Annotated in this window: 12 protein-coding genes; 10 read left to right on the top strand and 2 right to left on the bottom strand. The window is 47.4% G+C overall.

The features are described from left to right. Positions 1–77: 77 nt before the first annotated feature. A complete protein-coding gene (locus QOR82_RS05765) occupies positions 78–3218 on the top strand; it encodes a peptidoglycan amidohydrolase family protein (protein WP_283583826.1) in 3141 nt (1046 codons plus the stop codon). 127 nt (positions 3219–3345) lie between these two features. Here the strand turns inward: QOR82_RS05765 and QOR82_RS05760 are convergent, their stop codons facing one another. Next, complete coding sequence (locus tag QOR82_RS05760) at positions 3346–4560, bottom strand: hypothetical protein (protein ID WP_283583825.1); 1215 nt, start codon at positions 4558–4560, stop codon at positions 3346–3348. Positions 4561–4686: 126 nt separating this feature from the next. Between QOR82_RS05760 and QOR82_RS05755 the strand changes: the two genes are divergently transcribed. The 5 genes from QOR82_RS05755 (at position 4687) to QOR82_RS05735 (ending at position 10934) form a co-directional block, all read left to right on the top strand. Further along, complete coding sequence (locus QOR82_RS05755) at positions 4687–4998, top strand: hypothetical protein (protein WP_283583824.1); 312 nt, start codon at positions 4687–4689, stop codon at positions 4996–4998. Positions 4999–5103: 105 nt separating this feature from the next. After that, positions 5104–7257: a C39 family peptidase gene (locus tag QOR82_RS05750; RefSeq protein ID WP_283583823.1), complete on the top strand. Its 2154-nt coding sequence runs from the start codon at positions 5104–5106 to the stop codon at positions 7255–7257. A 55-nt stretch (positions 7258–7312) separates the two neighbouring features. Next, complete coding sequence (locus tag QOR82_RS05745) at positions 7313–9073, top strand: 6-pyruvoyl-tetrahydropterin synthase-related protein (RefSeq protein ID WP_283583822.1); 1761 nt, start codon at positions 7313–7315, stop codon at positions 9071–9073. Then, positions 9057–9914 (top strand): UbiA prenyltransferase family protein, encoded by an 858-nt coding sequence (locus QOR82_RS05740; RefSeq protein WP_283583821.1) that lies wholly within the window; start codon positions 9057–9059, stop codon positions 9912–9914. Before QOR82_RS05745 ends, QOR82_RS05740 begins: the two co-directional genes overlap by 17 nt. Before the next feature lie 12 nt (positions 9915–9926). Beyond that, on the top strand, positions 9927–10934 hold the full coding sequence (locus tag QOR82_RS05735) for an acyltransferase family protein (RefSeq protein WP_283583820.1): 1008 nt from the start codon (positions 9927–9929) through the stop codon (positions 10932–10934). 50 nt (positions 10935–10984) lie between these two features. On the opposite strand, the gene QOR82_RS05730 is transcribed toward QOR82_RS05735, so the two are convergent. Beyond that, complete coding sequence (locus tag QOR82_RS05730) at positions 10985–11584, bottom strand: TetR/AcrR family transcriptional regulator (protein ID WP_283583819.1); 600 nt, start codon at positions 11582–11584, stop codon at positions 10985–10987. A gap of 200 nt (positions 11585–11784) precedes the next feature. Here QOR82_RS05730 and QOR82_RS05725 point away from each other — a divergent pair, with 200 nt between their 5' ends. The 4 genes from QOR82_RS05725 (at position 11785) to apf (ending at position 19976) form a co-directional block, all read left to right on the top strand. Further along, positions 11785–16113: a 2-hydroxyacyl-CoA dehydratase gene (locus QOR82_RS05725; protein ID WP_283583818.1), complete on the top strand. Its 4329-nt coding sequence runs from the start codon at positions 11785–11787 to the stop codon at positions 16111–16113. A gap of 186 nt (positions 16114–16299) precedes the next feature. Beyond that, positions 16300–18168 (top strand): acyltransferase family protein, encoded by a 1869-nt coding sequence (locus tag QOR82_RS05720; protein ID WP_283583817.1) that lies wholly within the window; start codon positions 16300–16302, stop codon positions 18166–18168. Between the two features lie 10 nt (positions 18169–18178). Continuing rightward, positions 18179–19003: a Cof-type HAD-IIB family hydrolase gene (locus QOR82_RS05715; RefSeq protein WP_283583816.1), complete on the top strand. Its 825-nt coding sequence runs from the start codon at positions 18179–18181 to the stop codon at positions 19001–19003. Positions 19004–19331: 328 nt separating this feature from the next. Then, positions 19332–19976: an aggregation-promoting factor gene (gene apf / locus QOR82_RS05710; protein ID WP_283583815.1), complete on the top strand. Its 645-nt coding sequence runs from the start codon at positions 19332–19334 to the stop codon at positions 19974–19976. Positions 19977–20161: the final 185 nt, after the last annotated feature.

Below are 20161 nucleotides of genomic sequence, written 5' to 3'. Positions count from 1 at the left end.
GATCCGCTTTCAATCTAATCGGTGAAGTTTTATAATATTTTTAGGTTTATCTGGTAATAATTTTGGAGGGCTAGATCGTGAAAAAAGAGCATTATAAATTGTATAAAGCAGGTAAATTGTGGTTAACGGCGATGATTGTCGCTTTCGGTGTTGCTGCCGGTTCCACGGCAGTGCATGCCGATTCTGTTGCCGCTGATTCACCGGTGACTGCCACTAAACCTGGCAGTGCGGCTAGCGGCAATACGACGTCAACTGGTTCGTCAGCAACATCCAGTGCTGATTCTTCTAGTGCTGATAGTTCAGCAGCAGCTAGCAGCGCGGCAGATTTGAGTCAGGCAATTTCTGATGCCAATGCTGCTAACAGTGCTGCCAAGGCTGCTAGCGGCAGTCTGGCAAGCTACAATCAGTCGTTAGCGAGTGTTGCGAAGACAACCAGTGACGCAGCAGCCCAGATTCAGTCGTCAGCGGCTAGTGCATCTGACAATGCGTCAGCAGCAGCTAGTGCGCAAACAATTACGGATTCACTGGCTCAGCAATGGATGGGTGACACACTGATTCAGTCGACGGCCACTGCGGTCGGGGATCAAATGAAGGGCGTTGTTGCCAGCAATGTTGCCCTTGCTTCCAATGCCGCCAAGAGTGCGGCCAGCTTAGCAGCACAAATTGCAAGCGAGCAAGCTGCAGTTTCTTCAGCTGTTGCGGTCGTTAATAGCTATGCTACGGTAGCTTCGGATGCTGCTTCCCGGGCGGCGGCAATCAAGGACGTAAAGAACCTTAAGAGTGCCCAGGACTTTGCCCAGACTGCTTCGACAGCAGCTAGTCAGGCAACGAGTGCTGCTTCAAGTGCGGTGAAGGTTTATTCTGACGCCCAAAAAGACATTACTTCGGCTACTTCGGCCTTGACGAGTTTAGCTAAAGCGGCTTCAGCGGCTGACCAGGCTATCAGCCAAGCGAATACTTCTATTCAAACTTTAGCGAAGACCGCGGCTGACAAGTACGGGATTAACTTGAAACCTGATTCCGGCCATCACCAACAACCAAGCCAGGCGGCATCGGCCCAAACACCAGCAGCCCCGACGGCCAACCTATCCAAAGATATGAAGCTGAATGATAATGGTCAGATCGTGTGGACTAACGCTAATGGCAAGCAAAATCAGGGCTGGTTGGTCAACGATAGCAGTTGGTTCTACTTCAATAATGGAGCCGCCTATACTGGTTGGCTGCGCTACAATGGTGCCTGGTATTATCTGAGCCCGAGCGATGGTCGTTCCCAGACCGGTCTGCGGACCATTAACGGTCATACTTATTACTTTGACAACTCCTCGTCAGCTGCTTGGACCGGCTGGGTGCTTTTGGATGACAGTGAAAAACAGGGCCAGTATTGGTATTACTTTGACAACACGAATGCCTGGGCTCTCACTGGTTGGCAGAAGATCAATAATCGCTGGTACTACTTCACAAATGATGGTGCGAACGCCAAAGGGATTCAAAAGCTGAACGGGCGGGTTTACGCCTTTGATGATAAAAACGCCTGGGCCTTGACAGGGTGGCAGAAGCTCAATGGCTCTTGGTACTATTTCGACAACACAAATGCCTGGGCCCTTACTGGCTGGCAAGTGATCAATGGTAACTGGTACTACTTCGACCTAGCCGACGGGACGGTTGCCAGTGGCTTTAAGCAGATTGGCAATCAGACCTTCTACTTCGACCCAACCAACGCTTGGATGGACCACGGCTGGCTTTACCGTGGTGGTCAGTGGTACTACCTGAACCCGAATCATGATGGTTCCTTTGGGGCCCTTAAGACTGGTTGGCAGTATATCAACGGTGCTTGGTACTATCTGGATCCGAACAACGGCGGGATTATGCTGAAGGGCTCCCAGTGGTTGTCATGGGGCAACACCACATCGACTTATATCTTTAGTGATAATGGTAAGATGTATGCCAACGGTTTCTACAAGGATGATACCGGCAACACCTACTATTTGACGGCCAGTGGGGCAGCAGATAGTGGTCTGCAAACGCTTAATGGTCACAGCTATTACTTTGACCCACAAAAGCGCAATGCGATGTCAACTGGTGATGTTATCATCAGCGGCCAGCATTACTATTTCAATCCGTTGAACGGCCAAAAGCTGCAGGGCCTGGTCATCACTGATAGCGGGGATGTTCTGAACTACACCGGGGAAAACGGTGCGTTGAGTACATCTGATCTGACGGCCAATGGCGCGACGCTGCACGTCGATGCTAACGGCAAGGTTGACTTATCTGACTTGAAGGATGGCGTCTACCAGTTCAGCAACGGCAAGTCTCTTTCAATCAAGAATCACAAAGCTACGACCGGTTGGAACGGACTGAAGTACTTCGACCCGACCACTGGTGACGAACTCTATGGCTGGCAAAAGATCAGTCCGCAAGGTACCCTGAATGGCGAAGGCAGTTGGTACTTCTTTGGCAGCGACGGCAATGCCGTGACTGGCTGGTTCAAATCGCCATATGGGCTTTGGTACTACATGAATAACAAGGGGGCAGCTCTGACTGGCTGGCAGAGATTGGCATGGGACGGTGCCACGAACTGGTACTACTTCGATGATACTAACGCTAACATGTACGCCAACCGCTTTGCTTCCCTGCGTTGGAATGGTGGCCAAGTTGCGGATTACTACTTCAACGGTGGTGGCGTAATGGTAACTGGCTGGCAAACGATCAACGGGGCTCGTTATTACTTTAACGGCGATGGAACGCTGAGTAACTATTCCACTCGGTTAATTAACTGGTTCCGTTCCCGTGAGGGCAAGATCAGCTACAACTATAATGGTGGTTCCCGGAATGGGACTGATGGTACGGCCGATTGTTCAGGAGCTTTGACGCAGGCACTGCAGGATTCCGGTTGCAGCCCTTATAACCACCTCTACTACACGAACGAACTGCCTGACTACTTGGTAGCTAATGGTTACCGGCTGGTTGCCCAGGGACGTGGGCAAGTGAATGTTCAGCATGGTGACGTCGTGCTCTGGGGGTCTGATGGTAACTGGATGTGCATGGTCATCTCAACCTTTGGGGCTGATCCGAACTGCATCTCTGTTTCCAACTACACTAACAGTGCCAAGAGCCATAACGGGACGGCTGTTCACGAAATGTCCTACAATCAGTACTGGAACTTTGCCGGGTACCCGACACAGTACGTTTACCGTCCAGCACGGGCAGAATGGCAATAACCGAAAAGCAAATAACGAATTTAAGGCATGGCCTCGTTTGAAGGAGCCATGCCTTTTTGGTGCAAAAAGAGTTCCACGGATAGTTGTTGGAAGCTGTTCGTGGAACTCAGTAACGATTATTCAATTATTAATAGTGGCCGTTGTTATCGAAATGATAGGTCGTCCCGCTGATTGTCCAGGTGGCGTTGGTGACCAACTTGCCTTGGTTAAACCAGTACCAGGAACCGTTAATCAAGCGCCAACCAGATTGGTAGATAGCACCACTGTTATCAGCCCAGTACCAGCTGTTACCGACCTTGAACCAGCCGACGTAGTAGTGGCCGTTGCCGTCAATGTAGAACTGGCGGTTCTGGGCGTCAGTGTAAAAGCCGGTTGCTAACATCCAGTGGGAGCGGAAAAGATACCATGCACCATTACACCAATACCAGCCGGTATCGGCCAGGACTCCGTTACCCAGGGTGAAGTACCAGTGACCATTGCGGTACTGCCAAGAATTGCTGGAATAATGACCGTTATTATCGAGCAGATAGCTGCGGCCCTGGCTATCAGTGAAGAGACCGTTAGCCATCATGTTGTAGTTCTCGAAAAGATACCAGGAATTATTGATCCAGTACCAGCCGTTGTGGGCCAGGGCACCGCTGTTATCCGCATATTCCCAGACGTTAGTACCATTCAGGTAGAACCAACCCACCTTCATGTTGGCATTAGTCAGATCAAAATAGTATTCTCGGTTGTTGATGGATTGAAAACCGGTGACAGCCCGGCCACTTTGGTCGAAGTAGTACCAGTTTTTGCTGGATGGTGATTGGAACCAGCCCGTTTTTGCGGCTCCGTAGTTGCCATCATGATTAGGGTCAAAGAAATACCAGTAACCGTTGATCTGTTGCCAGCCAGTATCCGTCCAGACATTACTTGGATCAAAGTAAAAGGTTTGGTTATTGATTTGCTTAAAACCGGAAGCAGCCTTGCCGTCGTTGTTAAAGTAGTACCAGTTTTTGCTATATGGCGACTGAAACCAGCCTTGGTTGAAGGCTTGGCCATTTTGGTAAAAATACCAGCTACCTTCTTGCGGATCTTGATACCAACCGTTTTGGGGCCGACTGTTATTTGCAGCGGCCGGCACAGTGACCGTTGGTGTTTGCTCGGTACTTTGCTTTGTGCTTGTTACTGTTTGAATGGGGTATGCTGCTTGTTGATTTTCCGGCTGAGTCTGTTGCAATACAATCCTTGTGGTCGATGGATTGGCAGACTGATTATTATATACGTCGGCATGGGCATTAATCCCTAGCGCTGCCGTTGCCAAAAGTGCAGTCGCGGCGAGCACCATTCGTCTATATTTCATTAATCCGACATCTCCCCTTATCATTGTCATGTTTCATTATACAGCGGATTCTTAGAAAGAAACGACAACTCGCCACTTTTCCGTAGAGGAGAGCATGTATAATGGTAAAGGAAAGAGAGTGACACGATGGAAGAACAGCACGAAGTTTTAGATATGATCGAAGAGATTATCCGCAATGACGGGAGCAAATACTATGAAATTGGCAATATGGTTCATAACGGACGCGCTGAATTGGCGGCCGATCGCGGGTTCATCAAGCAGGTGCGGATTTTAAAATTGAATATTCCTCACACTCAGATGGTGCAAAAATATGAACATTATATTAACACACACTACAAAATGCAGACGGAAGACATGGATCACTGGGACGAGTGGAAGCGTACACCCGAGGCAGATAAGTACGTAGCGGCGATCCTGAAAGAAAATCATATCGGTTAATCTGCCATTTTTATGTAAAAATTGCGATTGAATGTTTTCAGTCCGACTTTTTGATGATATATTAGGAAAAGTTTAAGATTATATTTTTGCTACTGGGAGGAAAAAATGAAAAAACATTTTAAGCTGTATAAAGCTGGTAAATTGTGGCTTACAGCTGCCATTACTGTGGGGGCACTGACGATCGGCGCAGGGATGACAACTATCCATGCTGCAACAGTTGCTAACTCGCAAACGACGACCCAGGTTACCGAACCAGCTCCTGTTAGTGCCAGTGCTAATAATCAGCAGCAGACTAAAAATAGCACCACAAGCGCTCAAACACCCGCAAATGAAACTAGTATTAATGGTTATACGAACCATGATTCTGTTTGGACTAATACCATGGGCCAGCGTGCTGATGGTTGGCAGCAATCTGGTAATGATTGGTATTACTTTAATAACGGGACGCAGACTAAAAACTGGCAACGGGTTAATAATAGTTGGTACTACATGAACCCGGAGACGGCAGTAATGGAAACAGGTTTGCAGTCGATCAATAATGCTACTTACTACCTGAAAGAAAGCAATCCGCAACAGGGTAGTATGCAGACTGGGTGGCAACGGGTTAATAATCAGTGGTACTATTTCCAAAATAGCGGGGCAGCGCTCACTGGTTGGTATCAATCCCAAACTGGCAATTGGTATTACTTTAATCAAGATGGCCATGCAGCAAGTGGCTTCACCCGAGTTGGTAATAATGACTACTATTTTGATCCATCTCAAGCTTGGATGAGTCAGGGCGGTTGGAATAAGATCAATAATAGTTGGTATTACATGGATCCAAGCCATAAGGGGCAATATGGAGCTATTCTCAAAGGTTGGCAGACGATTAATGGTCACCGTTACTATCTGAATCCTGAAACTGGAATGATGGCAACAGGTGACACCGTTATCAATGGCCAACATTATAGTTTTGATGCCCAGAATGGTTACCAACAAATTGGGTTTGCCCTTGATGAAACGACGGGCTTGTTGCGCTACTATGATCCGTCTACTGGTATTCGTCGGACGGAATTGACAGAAAATGGGCAGACTTATCACTTTGACGTAGTTACTGGTCTGATTGATACTACTAATCTGACAAATGGGATCAATAAGATTGGCGACCAGTTATTCTACTACGATGCTACTAACCATCGCTTCTATGGCAATGGTTGGCAACGGATCAACGGTTCCTGGTACTACTTTAATACCAATGGTTCAGCTCAGACAGGTTGGTTCCAGTCACCGCACAGCAAAGCTTGGTACTACTTTGACCAAAATGCTCGGGCAGTTACTGGTCTTCAGAAAATCAATGGTGCCTGGTATGACTTTGACTCCGCTAATGCTTGGGCTAATACTGGTTGGCAAAAGATTAATGGTGCCTGGTACTACTTTAATCCGACTAACGCTTGGGCCTACACCGGCTGGCAAAAGATTAATGGTGCCTGGTACTATTTCAACACTACCAGTGCTGCTGCCGAAACAGGCTGGCAAAAGATTAATGGTGCTTGGTACTACTTTGATCCAACCAATGCCAACGCTTGGACTGGCTGGCACTACATTAACGGTGCTTGGTACTACTTTGATTTGACTAATGCTTGGGCTTACACCGGTTATCATTGGGTAAACGGCATTGAATATTACTTCGACCCAACAAATGCTTATATGTACCGGAACCGGTGGGTTAACGTTGGCGGTTGGACTTATCACGCTGATAACAGTGGCCGGCTGTGGTTCCCACAATGGTACACGCAATTCCCAGTAAACGAAGGCTGTGCGGTTGTCTCACTGGCTATGATGTTAAGCCCGAAGGAATACTTTAACTGGTCATATGCTTTCCAACTTTTGCAACAGCGTCAGTCCGGTAATATTTATACTGGTGCTGGGTTCCGTCGAGTTATTCAACCGGGTCCGCTTGTTGACTTAGCTCACCACTTTGACTCGTCGGTTCACGACATCTCAGGGAGCAGTGTTCAGGATATCATTAACTTGGTTCAATCTGGTCACCCGGTAGAATACTTTGGCTATTCTCGGTATGAGCAATACTATCTTTCTCACAACCATTGCAAAGTGATTGTTGGGTATCAGAATGGTTGGTTTAGAGTTTATGATCCATGCTATTACTCAGCTAACCAGGGTTCTACTGGTTGGAATGCCTATGATTACGGTGCAAAGGCCTGGATTACGACAGCTCAGTTTGCCCGTGAGTACGCTGGTCAAGCTATTACAGTCGACTAAGTAAAGATTAAATGACTAAAAGCTGGTATTTCATAATGCCAGCTTTTAATTGATTATGGAAGAGGAAGTTATGAAAAAAAGATTACGTGATAATTTCTTAATAGGAATATTCTTTTTGGTAATCGCATGTCTCTATGTCTATTTGTTTGCCAGGACTAAACTGATCTTTAGCGCTGGTGACATGATGTTTCACGCTAACCGGATGGAAGAATTATTTCGCGATGTCCAGCATGGGGTGCTGATTCCACGAATTAGTACATATACATTTAACCAAGTTGGTAGTGGGATCAATTTCTTTTACCCCTGGATTTTCTTGTATCCCTTTGTCATTTTCCGGTTAATAACTGGGAATCCCATTATGGCATTCTATCTTGGGGTCATCTTAGAGACTTTTTTAACGTTGGCAATTGCCTACTACTCCATGCACCAGTACTCTCATTCGAAGACTAGATCTTTAGTTTTCGCGTTGATTTATACGTTAGCTAACTACCGGCTTTACTTGGTTTTCAACCAGAACGTGTTAGCTGAATCGATCGGCTACACCTTTGTTCCCTTGGTTCTACTCGGCTTCTACGAGGTCTTTTTTAGCAACCAGCAAAAATGGCCTCTATTTGGAATCGGGATGACGCTGTTAATTTATTCTCACATGTTAACAACGGCGCTGACAGCTTCCTTCTTATTGCTGACTTTTCTTATCTTTCTCCCTGTTATTCAGGGCAAAGGAAAGCGGCTGCTCTCAGCAGTTAAAGCTGCTGGATTAAGTCTGGCGTTGACGGCCTTCTTTTTAGTTCCATTTTTTGAGCAAACTTTAACGAACCATTTACGGGCTTCTTGGAAAGGATTCAATTATGTTGCCTTGCCGATGCATGTAATAGAGAACTCGCTGAATAATGCTCCTTGGCAGGTAATTGGTTTTGTTTTGTTACTGACTTTAACGTTTGGTTTTCTGGGTTTGAAGCACGCGCCGGCAGTTGAAAAATTCTCATATTTTTCCGGTTTGGTTTTAGTTTTGCTGACGACGACTCTTTTTCCTTGGGATAAGCTATTAGGCACGCCGATTGCTAATCTGCAATTCCCTTACCGTTTAAATGGCTTGGCAACGGTAATGCTTTCTATTTATTTGTCGTTGCTGATAGAACAAGCCATTCGATTTTTACAAAGTCACTATCATGTTAGTTCCTACTTGTCCATCTTTGTGATTTTGGCAGGCTTGATGTGTTTGACGGTTAGTGCCAGTGAACAGATTATATCTTGGCGTTCGAGTGATTTGATGATTGATAAGCGACCAACCGTTAATAATTACTACCTTCAAAATAAGAATGTTAATGGCTGCTATAATCTCAGGAGGAATAATTGGCAGAATCAATTTTATTATTACGGTCATAATGGCGCTTTTGATTATTTCCCAGTCAATATTAAAGCTGATGGTCAATTAATTACTTCTATTGTCACCCACCATGCGCTGGTTGATGGGCGAAAAGTGAATTTGACAAGCAGATTGACGAGCAAACCTAATGCTATTCGATACGATTTAAGTGGTTTGAAGGCTGGTAGTACAGTGCAGTTGCCAATTTTGTTCTATCATAATGATGTTGTCAAAATAGGAAACAGTGACTATAGGAAGCCGATGGTTTCAAACTCCACAACAGTGGTTGTGAAGGTGCCACAGACACATAAACAGGTGACGGTTAAATATCAGGATTCGTTACTTGATGTTATTTCCGTGCTTGTTTCAGTTCTGGCTTGGCTAGTGGTTGCGGCGTCCTATCTTTACCGTAAGCTTCATAGAAGGAAAGATTATGAAAGAATATCTTAAGTTAATCAGACCCTTTCATTGGGTTAAAAATGTTTTGATTTTTGTTCCGATATTTTTTAGCGGCCAGTTGTTCAATGTCACTAAAATTGCGACACTTATTTTAGGTTTTATCGCCTTTAGTCTTGTGGCTTCATCGGTTTACATCATTAATGATATTCAAGATGCTGATAAGGATCGCAAACATCCTACTAAGCGCTTTCGACCAATTGCCAGCGGCAAAATCAGCAAAACGCATGCACGAATTTTTTTGGCTGCTTTGTTGATCATTAGTGCTTTAATTATCTGCTTCTTAGTGCGAAATGGTGTTGGTATTTTGGCAGCAGCTGGATTGCCATTGCTCTATTTTGTTCTGAACATTGCCTATAGTAATGGTTTAAAAAATATTCCGCTGTTAGATGTTGTGATTATTGCGACTGGCTTTGTGATTCGCTTGGTGTGGGGCGGTGAGCTAGTTTCCATTAGGTTGTCGGATGCATTGCTCCTTACTGTGATTTCAGCATCGATGTTTCTGGGCTTTGGTAAACGGCGCAATGAATTGCGGAAAGGAACCAGCACGCGAAAGGTCTTGAAAGCCTACAGCCTGCCATTTCTCGACAAGACGATGTACATCTATATCGGTTTAACGTTGGTTTTTTATTCCCTTTGGACGATCAGTGCCAAATCAGCCTGGCTGGTTTACACGGTGCCGTTGGCGATGATTATTGTCTCTGATTATTGCTTAATCATCGAAAGTGACAGTTCTGATGGTGACCCCGCCGAGGTTTTAAAACATTCCAAATCATTATTGATATTGTTGGGTATCTTTGTCGTAGCGATGTTTCTTTGCCTGTACTTGAATTAATGGTGTCAGTTTATGAAAATTCGTGATAGTCGTTTTGAGATGCTTAGAATCTTGAGTATGTTCTTTATTATCCTGTTTCACTTTGAATACTTCAGTCAAAATTGGCGGCTTAACACCATCCACTCTTATGGGGATTTTCTCCTGGAATCTTCTTACCTAGTATTAGGGAAAACAGGGATTTATCTTTTCGTGATGATCACTGGTTATTTTATCGGCAACCGGGTCATTAAGATTCACAAGAGCATCAATAAGTCAGTTGTTATCTGGGGTGAAGCATGGTTTTATTCCATGCTGGCTTTTGTTGTCGGTATTGGGATGCATTTGCTGTCGCAGCCTGCTAAGCAGTTATTTACGTTTGCTTTTCCGTTGATGAACGATGTTTATTGGTTTGTGGATGGTTTTGTAGTTTTAATGCTGCTTAGTCCGTTCATTAATATTTGTCTCCAGCATCTTACCCAAAAACAATTTCAGTTTCTCATTTTGATTGTTAGTTTCTTCGGCAGTTTGGTGGTTGGTTATAATACTAACTTGTTCACTAATGAAGTACAGACGGGTTATCTGATTCCAGCATATTTAATTGGTGCTTATCTGCGCAAGTATGGCTTGCATATAAAGTACACAAAAACGGCAGCGTTGCTTTCGTACTTAATTCCCGTTTTTATCGGAGCTTTGATGTACCAAATTGGGTGGATACGGTATATTAATGTTTTCTATTTTGGGATTTTTCAATTGCTGATGGCAACCTTTGTTTTTCAAATGTTCATTGAAGCATCGACCTTCCATAGTATTGTGGTGAACAAATTTGCCAAAACTGTTTTTGCAGCCTATTTGTTGACAGACAATGGAATTATCAAGAATTACCTGTGGAATTTGCCGCTGCTGAGAGATAAAACAATTCCTCTATGGAGGATTAATTTGATTGCTATTGGTCTTGTAATAGGAGTTCTGTTGATTTCATTTTTAATTGACAGTCTTCGTGCATCTGCTGTTCAGGTTATTCGAAAAATTATTAAACACTAGAACAAAATAAGAGCAAGTTCCTGAAGAAACGGGAGCTTGCTCTTGTTTTGTCATTCTACTTTTATGCCAACTAGCTTCAGGTGACCGTTGCGCATCAGCTCAACGTAAAGTTTTGCGAGGTGTTGTGCTGACATCTTGGAAGGTGATCGCAACCACCATTGCAGGACGCCGATGAAAGTCGAAACCAGGTAGGTGAGGACCAGTTCGGAGGGAACGTTACTGTTGCGGCGAATGCCCAGTTTGAGTAGGACACCGCTGATGTTGGACTTTAGCATTTGCTTGAGTTGATCTAGTAGTTTAGTTGAGTTGGTGTTGTTTAAGATCAATAAGAAAATCTGACGCTGCCGTTTGACTTCTTTGAAAACGTCGGTCAAGCGGCGGGTGACGAGGTCCGCCTGGATATGCCCGTGACGAAACAACTCCGGCTTACGCAGAGGAGTGAAGGTAGCCATAGCCAGGCGGAAAACCTGCTCGTAGAGGTCTTCCTTATCCGTAAAGTGGGCATAAAAAGTAGCCCGATTGATCATCGCCCAGTCGGCAATCTGCTGGACTGTTACGGCATCGATCCCTTCCGAATTGGCTAAATCTACGAAGGCCTGGATAATATTTTGCCGCGTTCTAATGACCCGGATATCAGTTTTTTTGGTCATGACATTCACCCCTCTAAGAAATGTTACATTTTCTTTAATTATACAACACTAATCAACAAAGTGTTGGCTAACCGACAAAGTGCCGGAAACTGACGGGCAACTTGGCCGATTTTCGCAGTAAAATGAAGCACAACGTGAACCAGTGGATACTGGCACATCAATGATCAAAGAAATGAACAAACAAGCACGGAGGCTTTGGAATGAGCAAGGAACGTCTATATGGCGGTATTGATGTTGGCTCGACAACGGTCAAATTGGTGATCACGGACAAAGATGACCACCAGAAATTTGCCCGTTACGAACGGCACTATTCCGACGTCAAGCACGCTAGTGAAAAAGTAATTAAAGAAGCGGTTGAAGAGATTGGCGGTGACACCCCGATTTCCTTCACCATCACTGGTTCTGGTGGGATGGGCCTGGCCAACCTTTTGCAGCTGAAATTCGTGCAAGAAGTGATTGCCTGCACCAAGACCGTGGAGGAAGTTATCCCTCAGACCGACGTATCGATCGAGCTTGGCGGGGAAGACGCAAAGATCACCTTCTTTGGTGATTCCCTGGAACAACGGATGAACGGTTCCTGTGCCGGCGGGACGGGTGCCTTTATCGATCAGATGGCCACCTTGCTAGATACCGATGCGGAAGGACTGAACAAGCTGGCACGCGGTGCCAAGACGATCTACCCGATTGCCAGCCGTTGTGGGGTTTTTGCCAAGACAGACGTTCAGCCGCTAATCAACGACGGAGCGCGTAAAGAAGACATCGCTGCTTCCGTTTTCCAGGCTGTCGTTAACCAGACGATTGCCGGGCTGGCTGCTGGTCATAAGATTAAGGGGAACGTTGCCTTTTTGGGTGGTCCGCTCTACTTCATGGACCAGTTGCGGAAACGTTTCATCGTCACCCTGCAACTCAAGCCGGAACAGGTTATTTTCCCGCAGTCGCCACAATTATTTGTTGCGATGGGGGCCGCAATTTACGCTAAGGACCAGCCAATCACTAGCCTGAACGGTCTGCTGAAGCTGATTAAAAATGGTGATGACTCAATGTTGAAGCCGTCACACGCTTTGAAGCCGCTCTTCAAGAATGAAGATGAACTGGCGGAGTTCCGCAAGCGCCACGCCAAGGACCGGGTCGAATCACGCGACCTGCAGTCTTACCATGGAGTAGCCTTCCTGGGGATCGATGCCGGTTCAACGACGACCAAGGTTGTTTTGATGTCTGAAGACCGGAAGATCCTCTACACCTTCTACGATAGTAATGACGGGGATCCATTGAAGAAGACTGAACAGATCATGCGCGACCTGCATAGCAAGCTGCCAAAGGACGTCGTGATCGGCAAGGCCGCCGTAACAGGCTATGGTGAGCATTTGATTAAGAATGCCCTCAACGTTGACGTCGGCGAAGTGGAAACGGTGGCCCACTACCGGGCAGCTCACTACTTCCAGCCGGACGTCGACTTCATCCTTGACATCGGGGGTCAGGACATGAAGGCCATGCAGGTCAAGAATGGCGCACTTTCAACCATCAAACTGAACGAAGCCTGTTCTTCTGGCTGTGGATCCTTCCTGGAAACCTTCGCCAAGGGCCTCAAGTACGACATCAAGGACTTCGCCCAAAAAGCTCTGCTGGCTAAGGACCCGTGTGACCTCGGTTCCCGTTGCACCGTCTTCATGAACTCCAAGGTTAAGCAAGTACAAAAGGAAGGGGCCACGATCGGTGATATTTCTGCTGGTCTGTCGGTTTCCATCATCAAGAACGCCCTTTTCAAGGTGATCAAGATGCGCAAGGCCGAGGACATGGGGACTCACATTGTTTGCCAAGGGGGGACCTTCTACAACGACGCGGTCCTGCGGGCCTTTGAAAAGATCGCTGGTGTCGACGTCATTCGGCCAAACATCGCTGGTCTGATGGGCGCCTACGGGGTGGCTTTGATTGCGCAACACGCCTACAAAGAGGGTGTTCGGACGCAGATGCTGTCCGTCGACCAGATGGCCAACCTGAAGCTGACTAAGGAACACCGTCACTGCGGCGGCTGTGAAAACAACTGTTTGCTGACGATTACGACGGTCAATGATGGGCGGAAGTTCGTTACCGGGAACCGTTGTGAAAAAGGTGTTGAACGGGGGCTGAAACTCCATACCCACAAGGAAAACGGCAAGATCAACCTGGTCGAAGAAAAGTACAAGTTGCTCTTCTCCTACCGGCCGCTGCGTAAGAAGCTGGCGACCCGGGGGATGATCGGCATGCCACGGGCCCTCAACATGTACGAAGACTACCCACTCTGGGTCACTTTCTTCAACAAGTTGAAGATGCGGGCTGTCCTGTCACCGAAAGGTAGTGAACGTCAGTACCAAAAGGGGATGGAAACCATTCCATCCGATACGGTTTGCTACCCAGCCAAGCAAGTTCACGGTCATATCCAAGCCTTGATCGATCACGGCTTCAAGCGGATTTTCTACCCGGCCGTTGTTTTCGAACGGGAAGAAAACAAGGACGCTCAGAACCACTATAACTGCCCGATTGTACAGTCCTACCCGCAAGTTATCAAGAACAATGTGGACGAAATCCGCAATGGTCAGATCGACTACCGGGCACCATTCCTCAATCTGGCGGACCACAAGTCAACGGCCAAGAACCTTTACGAATGCTTTAAGGACCTTGGCGTAACCCAGAAGGAAGTCAGTGACGCCCTTGAAGACGGCTATGCTGCGCTGACCGAATTTAAGAAGAAGATTCAGGACCGGGGCGAAGAAACCCTGATGGCCCTGCGGGAAAATGGTGAACGGGGGATTGTCCTCGCCGGTCGGCCGTACCACCTGGATCCGCAGATTAACCACGGGATTTCGCAGATTATGACGGCAGAAGGCTTCAATGTTTTGACGGAAGATTCAATTTCGCATCTGGGCAATGTCCGGGGTCTGCGGGTGGTCAACCAGTGGATGTACCACTCCCGGCTTTACGCTGCCGCTAAGGTGGTTGCCAAGTCGCCAAACCTGGAATTTGTTCAACTGAATTCCTTTGGTTGCGGGATCGACGCAATCGATTCTGACCAGATCGAAGAAATTTTGGAACGCCACAACAAACTGTACACGGCGCTGAAGATCGACGAAGGAACCAACATGGGGGCCATTCGGATTCGGCTGCGTTCGCTGAAGGCCGCCGTCAAGGAACGGGAAGAACGTCATATCGAACCGAAGAAGCTGGCGGAAGCACCGAAACCGGTATCTTTTACCAAGGACATGAAGAACGAAGGCTACACAATCTTGCTGCCGATGATGTCACCAATTCACCAGGCCGGGATGATCGACACGGCGCTGCGGGCTTCCGGCTACAACGTTGTTCAAATGCCGATTAAGGACCACCGGGCTGTTGATGTTGGCCAGAAGTACGTCAACAACGATGCCTGCTACCCAGCGATCATCTCGATCGGGCAACTGGTGGAAGCTCTCCAGTCCGGCAAGTATGATACCAGTAAAGTTGCCATCATGATGACCCAGACTGGTGGGGGTTGTCGGGCGACGAACTACATTCCGCTGATCCGGAAGGCTGTGGCTGATGCCGGCTTCGGCCAAGTGCCAGTCGTTTCCTTGTCACTGGGGAACCAAGGGGTTGAAGACACACCAGGCTTCACCTTTACCCTGCCGCTGTTGAAGCGGGTTGCCGTAGCCTTCCTCTATGGGGACCTCTTTGAACGGGTTCTCTACCGGACACGGCCGTATGAAGCGGTCAAGGGTTCGGCTAATAAACTGCACCGGAAATGGCTGCAACGGGTTCAGCCGGACATCAAGAGCGGGAGCTTCCGGATGTTCCGCAAGAACATCCAGGAGATTATCCACGACTTTGACAATCTGCCGATGAATGAAGTCGTCAAGCCGAAGGTCGGTGTCGTTGGCGAAATCCTGGTTAAGTACTCACCAATCGCTAACAATGACGTGGTCGGCACGATTGAACGAGAAGGAGCTGAAGCGGTGGTTCCTGACATCGTCGGCTTTATGGAGTATTCCCTGGTTAACCAGATCTATCGTTACCAACACCTAGGCGGAACGACTAAGGCCCGGCTCTTTGCCCAATTTGGTCTGTCTTTGATCAACCACTGTGAAAAGCCGTTGGACAAGGCATTACGGGCTTCAAAGCACTTTGAAGGCATCACACCGTTCAAGGAAATTGCCAAGCAGTCCAGCCGGGTACTGTCGCTGGGCAACCAAACCGGGGAAGGTTGGTTCCTGCCTGGTGAAATGATTGAACTGCTGAATTCAGGTGTGCCAAACATCATCTGCATGCAGCCGTTTGGTTGCTTGCCAAACCAAGTGGTCGGCAAGGGGATGATGAAGGAAATGCGGCGTGACTTTAAGGGCGCTAACATTACTGCCATTGACTACGACCCAGGTTCGTCAATTGTTAACCAGCTGAACCGAATCCGGCTGATGCTCGCTACTGCCAAGAAGAAATTGGCTGAAGCGGGGACACCAGTTGGGACGCCAATCGTGGACGGCGAACCCGTTCCGGAAAAGGCACCGGTGTCAGTCGACTAAGTTTGATAAGAGAAAAGGAGTTAGGTGAAACCCACGGGTTCTGACTAACTCCTTTTTCGTTCTTATAAAAATAGTTTGATTGTAAAATAATTGGAAAAGTTGCTATCCGTGCCTATACGACCGCGTGTGCCCTGGCTATAATAGTACAAGTAAGTTTTGAGTGAATAACTTTTGGAGGAGACAACTATGCGGATTCAGCCCGCGTTTACAGAAGAACAATTGAGGGAGCAGCGGCACTTTGTGACGGGGGTCGATGGCCTGCGGGCGCTTGCCGTCATCGGGGTTATTGTTTATCACCTTTTGCCGTCAGTTATGCGCGGCGGTTACTTAGGGGTGCCGCTTTTCTTGCTGATTTCCGGTTATTTCGTGACGGATCAGCTCCTGCACCGCTGGAATACACTTGGTAACATGGACGTTGGCAATTTTTACGCGCGGCGACTCCGGCGTTTGTACCCGACCTTGTTGACGATGATGGTGGCGACGAGTGCTTACATCACCGTTTTTGCCCGGCCGCTGTTACATAATTTGCGGATGATTTTTTTAACGAACGTCTTCGGGGTGTACAACTGGTGGGAGATCGTCAACGGCCAGTCTTACTTTGACCGCTTCGCTGCCCAGTCGCCATTTACCCATATGTGGACATTGGGGGTCGAAATTCAATTCTATCTTTTGTGGCCGATTATCCTATGGCTCTTATTGCGTCTCTGCCGGAAACAATCGACGGTTCAGTGGATCGTCCTCATTTTAGCTGTTTTGTCGGCAGTTGAAATGGCGCTGCTCTATGACCCGGCCAACGTCAACCGGGTCTACTACGGGACGGACACCCGGGCCTTTTCCCTGTTACTGGGTTCTTGGCTGGCCTTTGCCTGGCCCCGTCGCCGTTTGCGGGCTAATCTGGATCGGGCTGGGGCGTTAACCCTCGACGTGATTGGACTGGGCGCCTTAGCATTGACGATCGTTGCCTTCTTTATGATGAGCGGGGTTGCCGCTTCGACATACCGCGGGGGAATGTTCCTGATGAGTCTTGTCGGGATGCTCCTGCTGGCGGCAATTGTTCATCCGGGCGCCCAGTTGAATGACTGGTTGACTAATCCATTTTTTGCCTGGTTGGGACGGCGGTCATACGGAATTTATGTTTACCAATTCCCGGTGATGGTCTTTTATGAGCAGAAAGTGCAGATTGGTAATCATCCTTACCTGAACGCTGTGATTGAAATTCTCATCATTTTACTGATCAGTGATCTTTCTTACCGCTTTATCGAGCGGCCGCTAGCACACTTTAACTGGTCAAATCTTGGCAATACTTTAGGAGGTTGGATGACAGATATGTCTGGACATTGGAAAGAATGGGCAACAGCGATTCCCTGCGCCATTCTGGTAATCTTAGCGGGAATTGGCTTAGTCGGTCCAGAAAAGGGGCCCCAAGCTAACGCTGTTCAGAAACGGATTGTGAGAGCTCACAAGCAAACGAAGGCCCACAATAAGGCCGTCGCGGAGGGGAAGGTGCCGGCAGTCAATACGGCTTCGAGTTCGATGAAGAAGAAGTATGATCTGTCCGCCAGTCAAATTCATCAGGCTAGTCAGTTGCAAGTGACGGCCGTCGGCGATTCTGTGATGGCTGATGCCTCGAGCAGTATTCAAGAGCTGATTCCTCATTCATATGTCGACGCCAAGGTCGGCCGGCAGGGGTCGGAAGCACCAGATGTGATTAACCGTTTGAAATCTGAGCACCACCTGCAAAAGATCGTCGTGGTAAACCTCGGGACAAACGGGCCGATGACGCCGCAGACGGTTCAGCAGATCCTCGATGCAATTGGCCCGCACCACCAGATTTACTGGGTCAACGCCCACGTACCGACCAAGGATTGGCAGGGTGCGGTCAACAAGCAGATTGAACGGGTAGCCGCCAAGCGCAAGGATGTCTACCTGGTCAACTGGTTTGCCCTCAGCAAGAAGCATCCCGAATGGTTTGCCGCTGACGGGGTTCACATGAACGAGAAGGGCAACGCTCAGTTTACCCGCCTGATTGTTACGACGATTTTGCAACACAATTAAAGGAGATATTATGACAAAACTGATCGCACTGGATCTCGATAACACTCTTTTGAACTCGCAAAAGGAAATCAGCCCGCGCAACACGGCTGCATTAAAGAAGTTGCATGAAGAGGGCGTCAAGGTCGTTCTTTGTACGGGCCGGCCGATCAATGCCATCTGGTCCTACATTGAACAGCTGGGCTTGACCGATCCCGACGACTTTACCATTACTTTTAACGGTGGCCTGGTGATTAACAACGTGACTAAGAAACCCCTCTTTCAACTGGGAATGGCTTATGACAAGCTTAAGATGGTCTATGATTACGCCAAAGCGGGGCATTTTCCGATGAATGTCTTGAACTTCTCAGAAGTGTTTGAGATGACAGGAATGGACACGCCCTCTTATTACTCGCACGTGATCCACAATATTGGCTATCACAAGGCGGCTTTTGAAAAGCTACCGAAAGATCAGCTTTACAGCAAGATTATCATGTCGGCCCAGCCTGAAGTCCTCGACCGGGCAGAACAAAATGTTCCGGCACTCTTGAAAAAGGATTATCATGTCACGCGGTCACAGCCGGTGGTTTTGGAATTCTTGCCGCCAAAAGTAGATAAGGCCCTTGGCCTGGAAAAGCTGCTCCAGCATTTCAAGATGAGCTTTGCCGACCTGATGACCTTTGGCGACGGCGATAACGACCTGGGGATGACTCGAGCCGCCGTGAAAGGCCAGGGTGTTGGAGTTGCTATGGCCAATGCCATCGATGAAATGAAGCGGGTTGCCAACGCGCACACCAGCACTAATAATGATGATGGGGTTGCTGAGTATCTGGCGAAAGCCTTTGCAACAAAATTGTAATAAAAGCGATTAATAAGACCGTTTTTGCCGACAAAAAAATCTTTTTGTGATTTTTTCCAGCGAAAACGGTCTTTTTTCATGCTTATTTGTGGTTTAATTGTTTTAAACTTAGGTAGACCAAAAAAGACGGCCGAGGCGGGCTCTGATCAACTAATTTAAAATTTTTTTAAGATACCATCCTGGACAATGTTACAAAAGATTACAAATAGGTGCCTAAACGAGCTGTTTCGATATTTGTTTGTTACCTGGCCGTAATATTGAGCGGCTATCATAAGAGCTGTTGAAAACAAGCAAGATAAACATTTTTCAAAGGATGGTTATTGATAATATGTTAAAGAAAAACTTGACGAAGGTTATTGCAACTGTTGGTGCTATGGCTGCTGGGGTTGCTGCGACGACAGCCGCAGTTCACGCTGACTCGATTTACACCGTACAGAGTGGTGACACCCTGTCAGGGATTTCCATGAAGTTCACTAACGACATCAGCAAGGTTAATGAACTTGCGCGGATGAACAACATCCAAGACATTAACACGATCTACGTTGGCCAAAAGCTGCTGATCAAGAGCAATGGTCAGATTCAGCCAGCAACGGCTTCACAAATCGCTAGTCTGCCAGCTACTAATGGCAACCAGAGCTCTAATGCTAACGCTGCTGTGACGGCTGCTAACAACCAACCGGCAAAGGCCAACGACAATAACAGTGCAAACAACAACTCATCAAGCACGACGAGCGATCAAAATCTATCAGGCTCCGAAGCGGAAGCCAAGGCCTGGATTGCTCAGCACGAATCCGGTGGCAACTACAATGCCCAAAATGGCCAGTACATCGGTAAGTACCAATTGTCGGCCAGTTATCTGAATGGTGATTACTCACCAGCTAACCAGGAAAAGGTTGCCAACCAGTACGTTGCCCAACGTTACGGCTCATGGGTCAATGCGAAGGCTCATTGGATGGCTAACGGCTGGTACTAAAACTGGCTTAACTCAATCGTCTAAAAATCAAGAAAGGCTCCTGATGCGTACCCCCAAAGTTGGAAATTGACTTTGGGGGTATTTTTTTATGATGAGAATTTACAATTTAAGTGCAACATAAATTAAAAAAATAACCCATAACGGGTAGAATTAGTTTAATGACCAAATCAAACTAATCGAGGTAA

The sequence above is a fragment of the Limosilactobacillus difficilis genome (assembly GCF_947387495.1).
Classification (GTDB): domain Bacteria; phylum Bacillota; class Bacilli; order Lactobacillales; family Lactobacillaceae; genus Limosilactobacillus; species Limosilactobacillus difficilis.
Note: the sequence above shows the minus strand (reverse complement) of the source record. Positions and strands in the feature narration are given on the sequence as shown.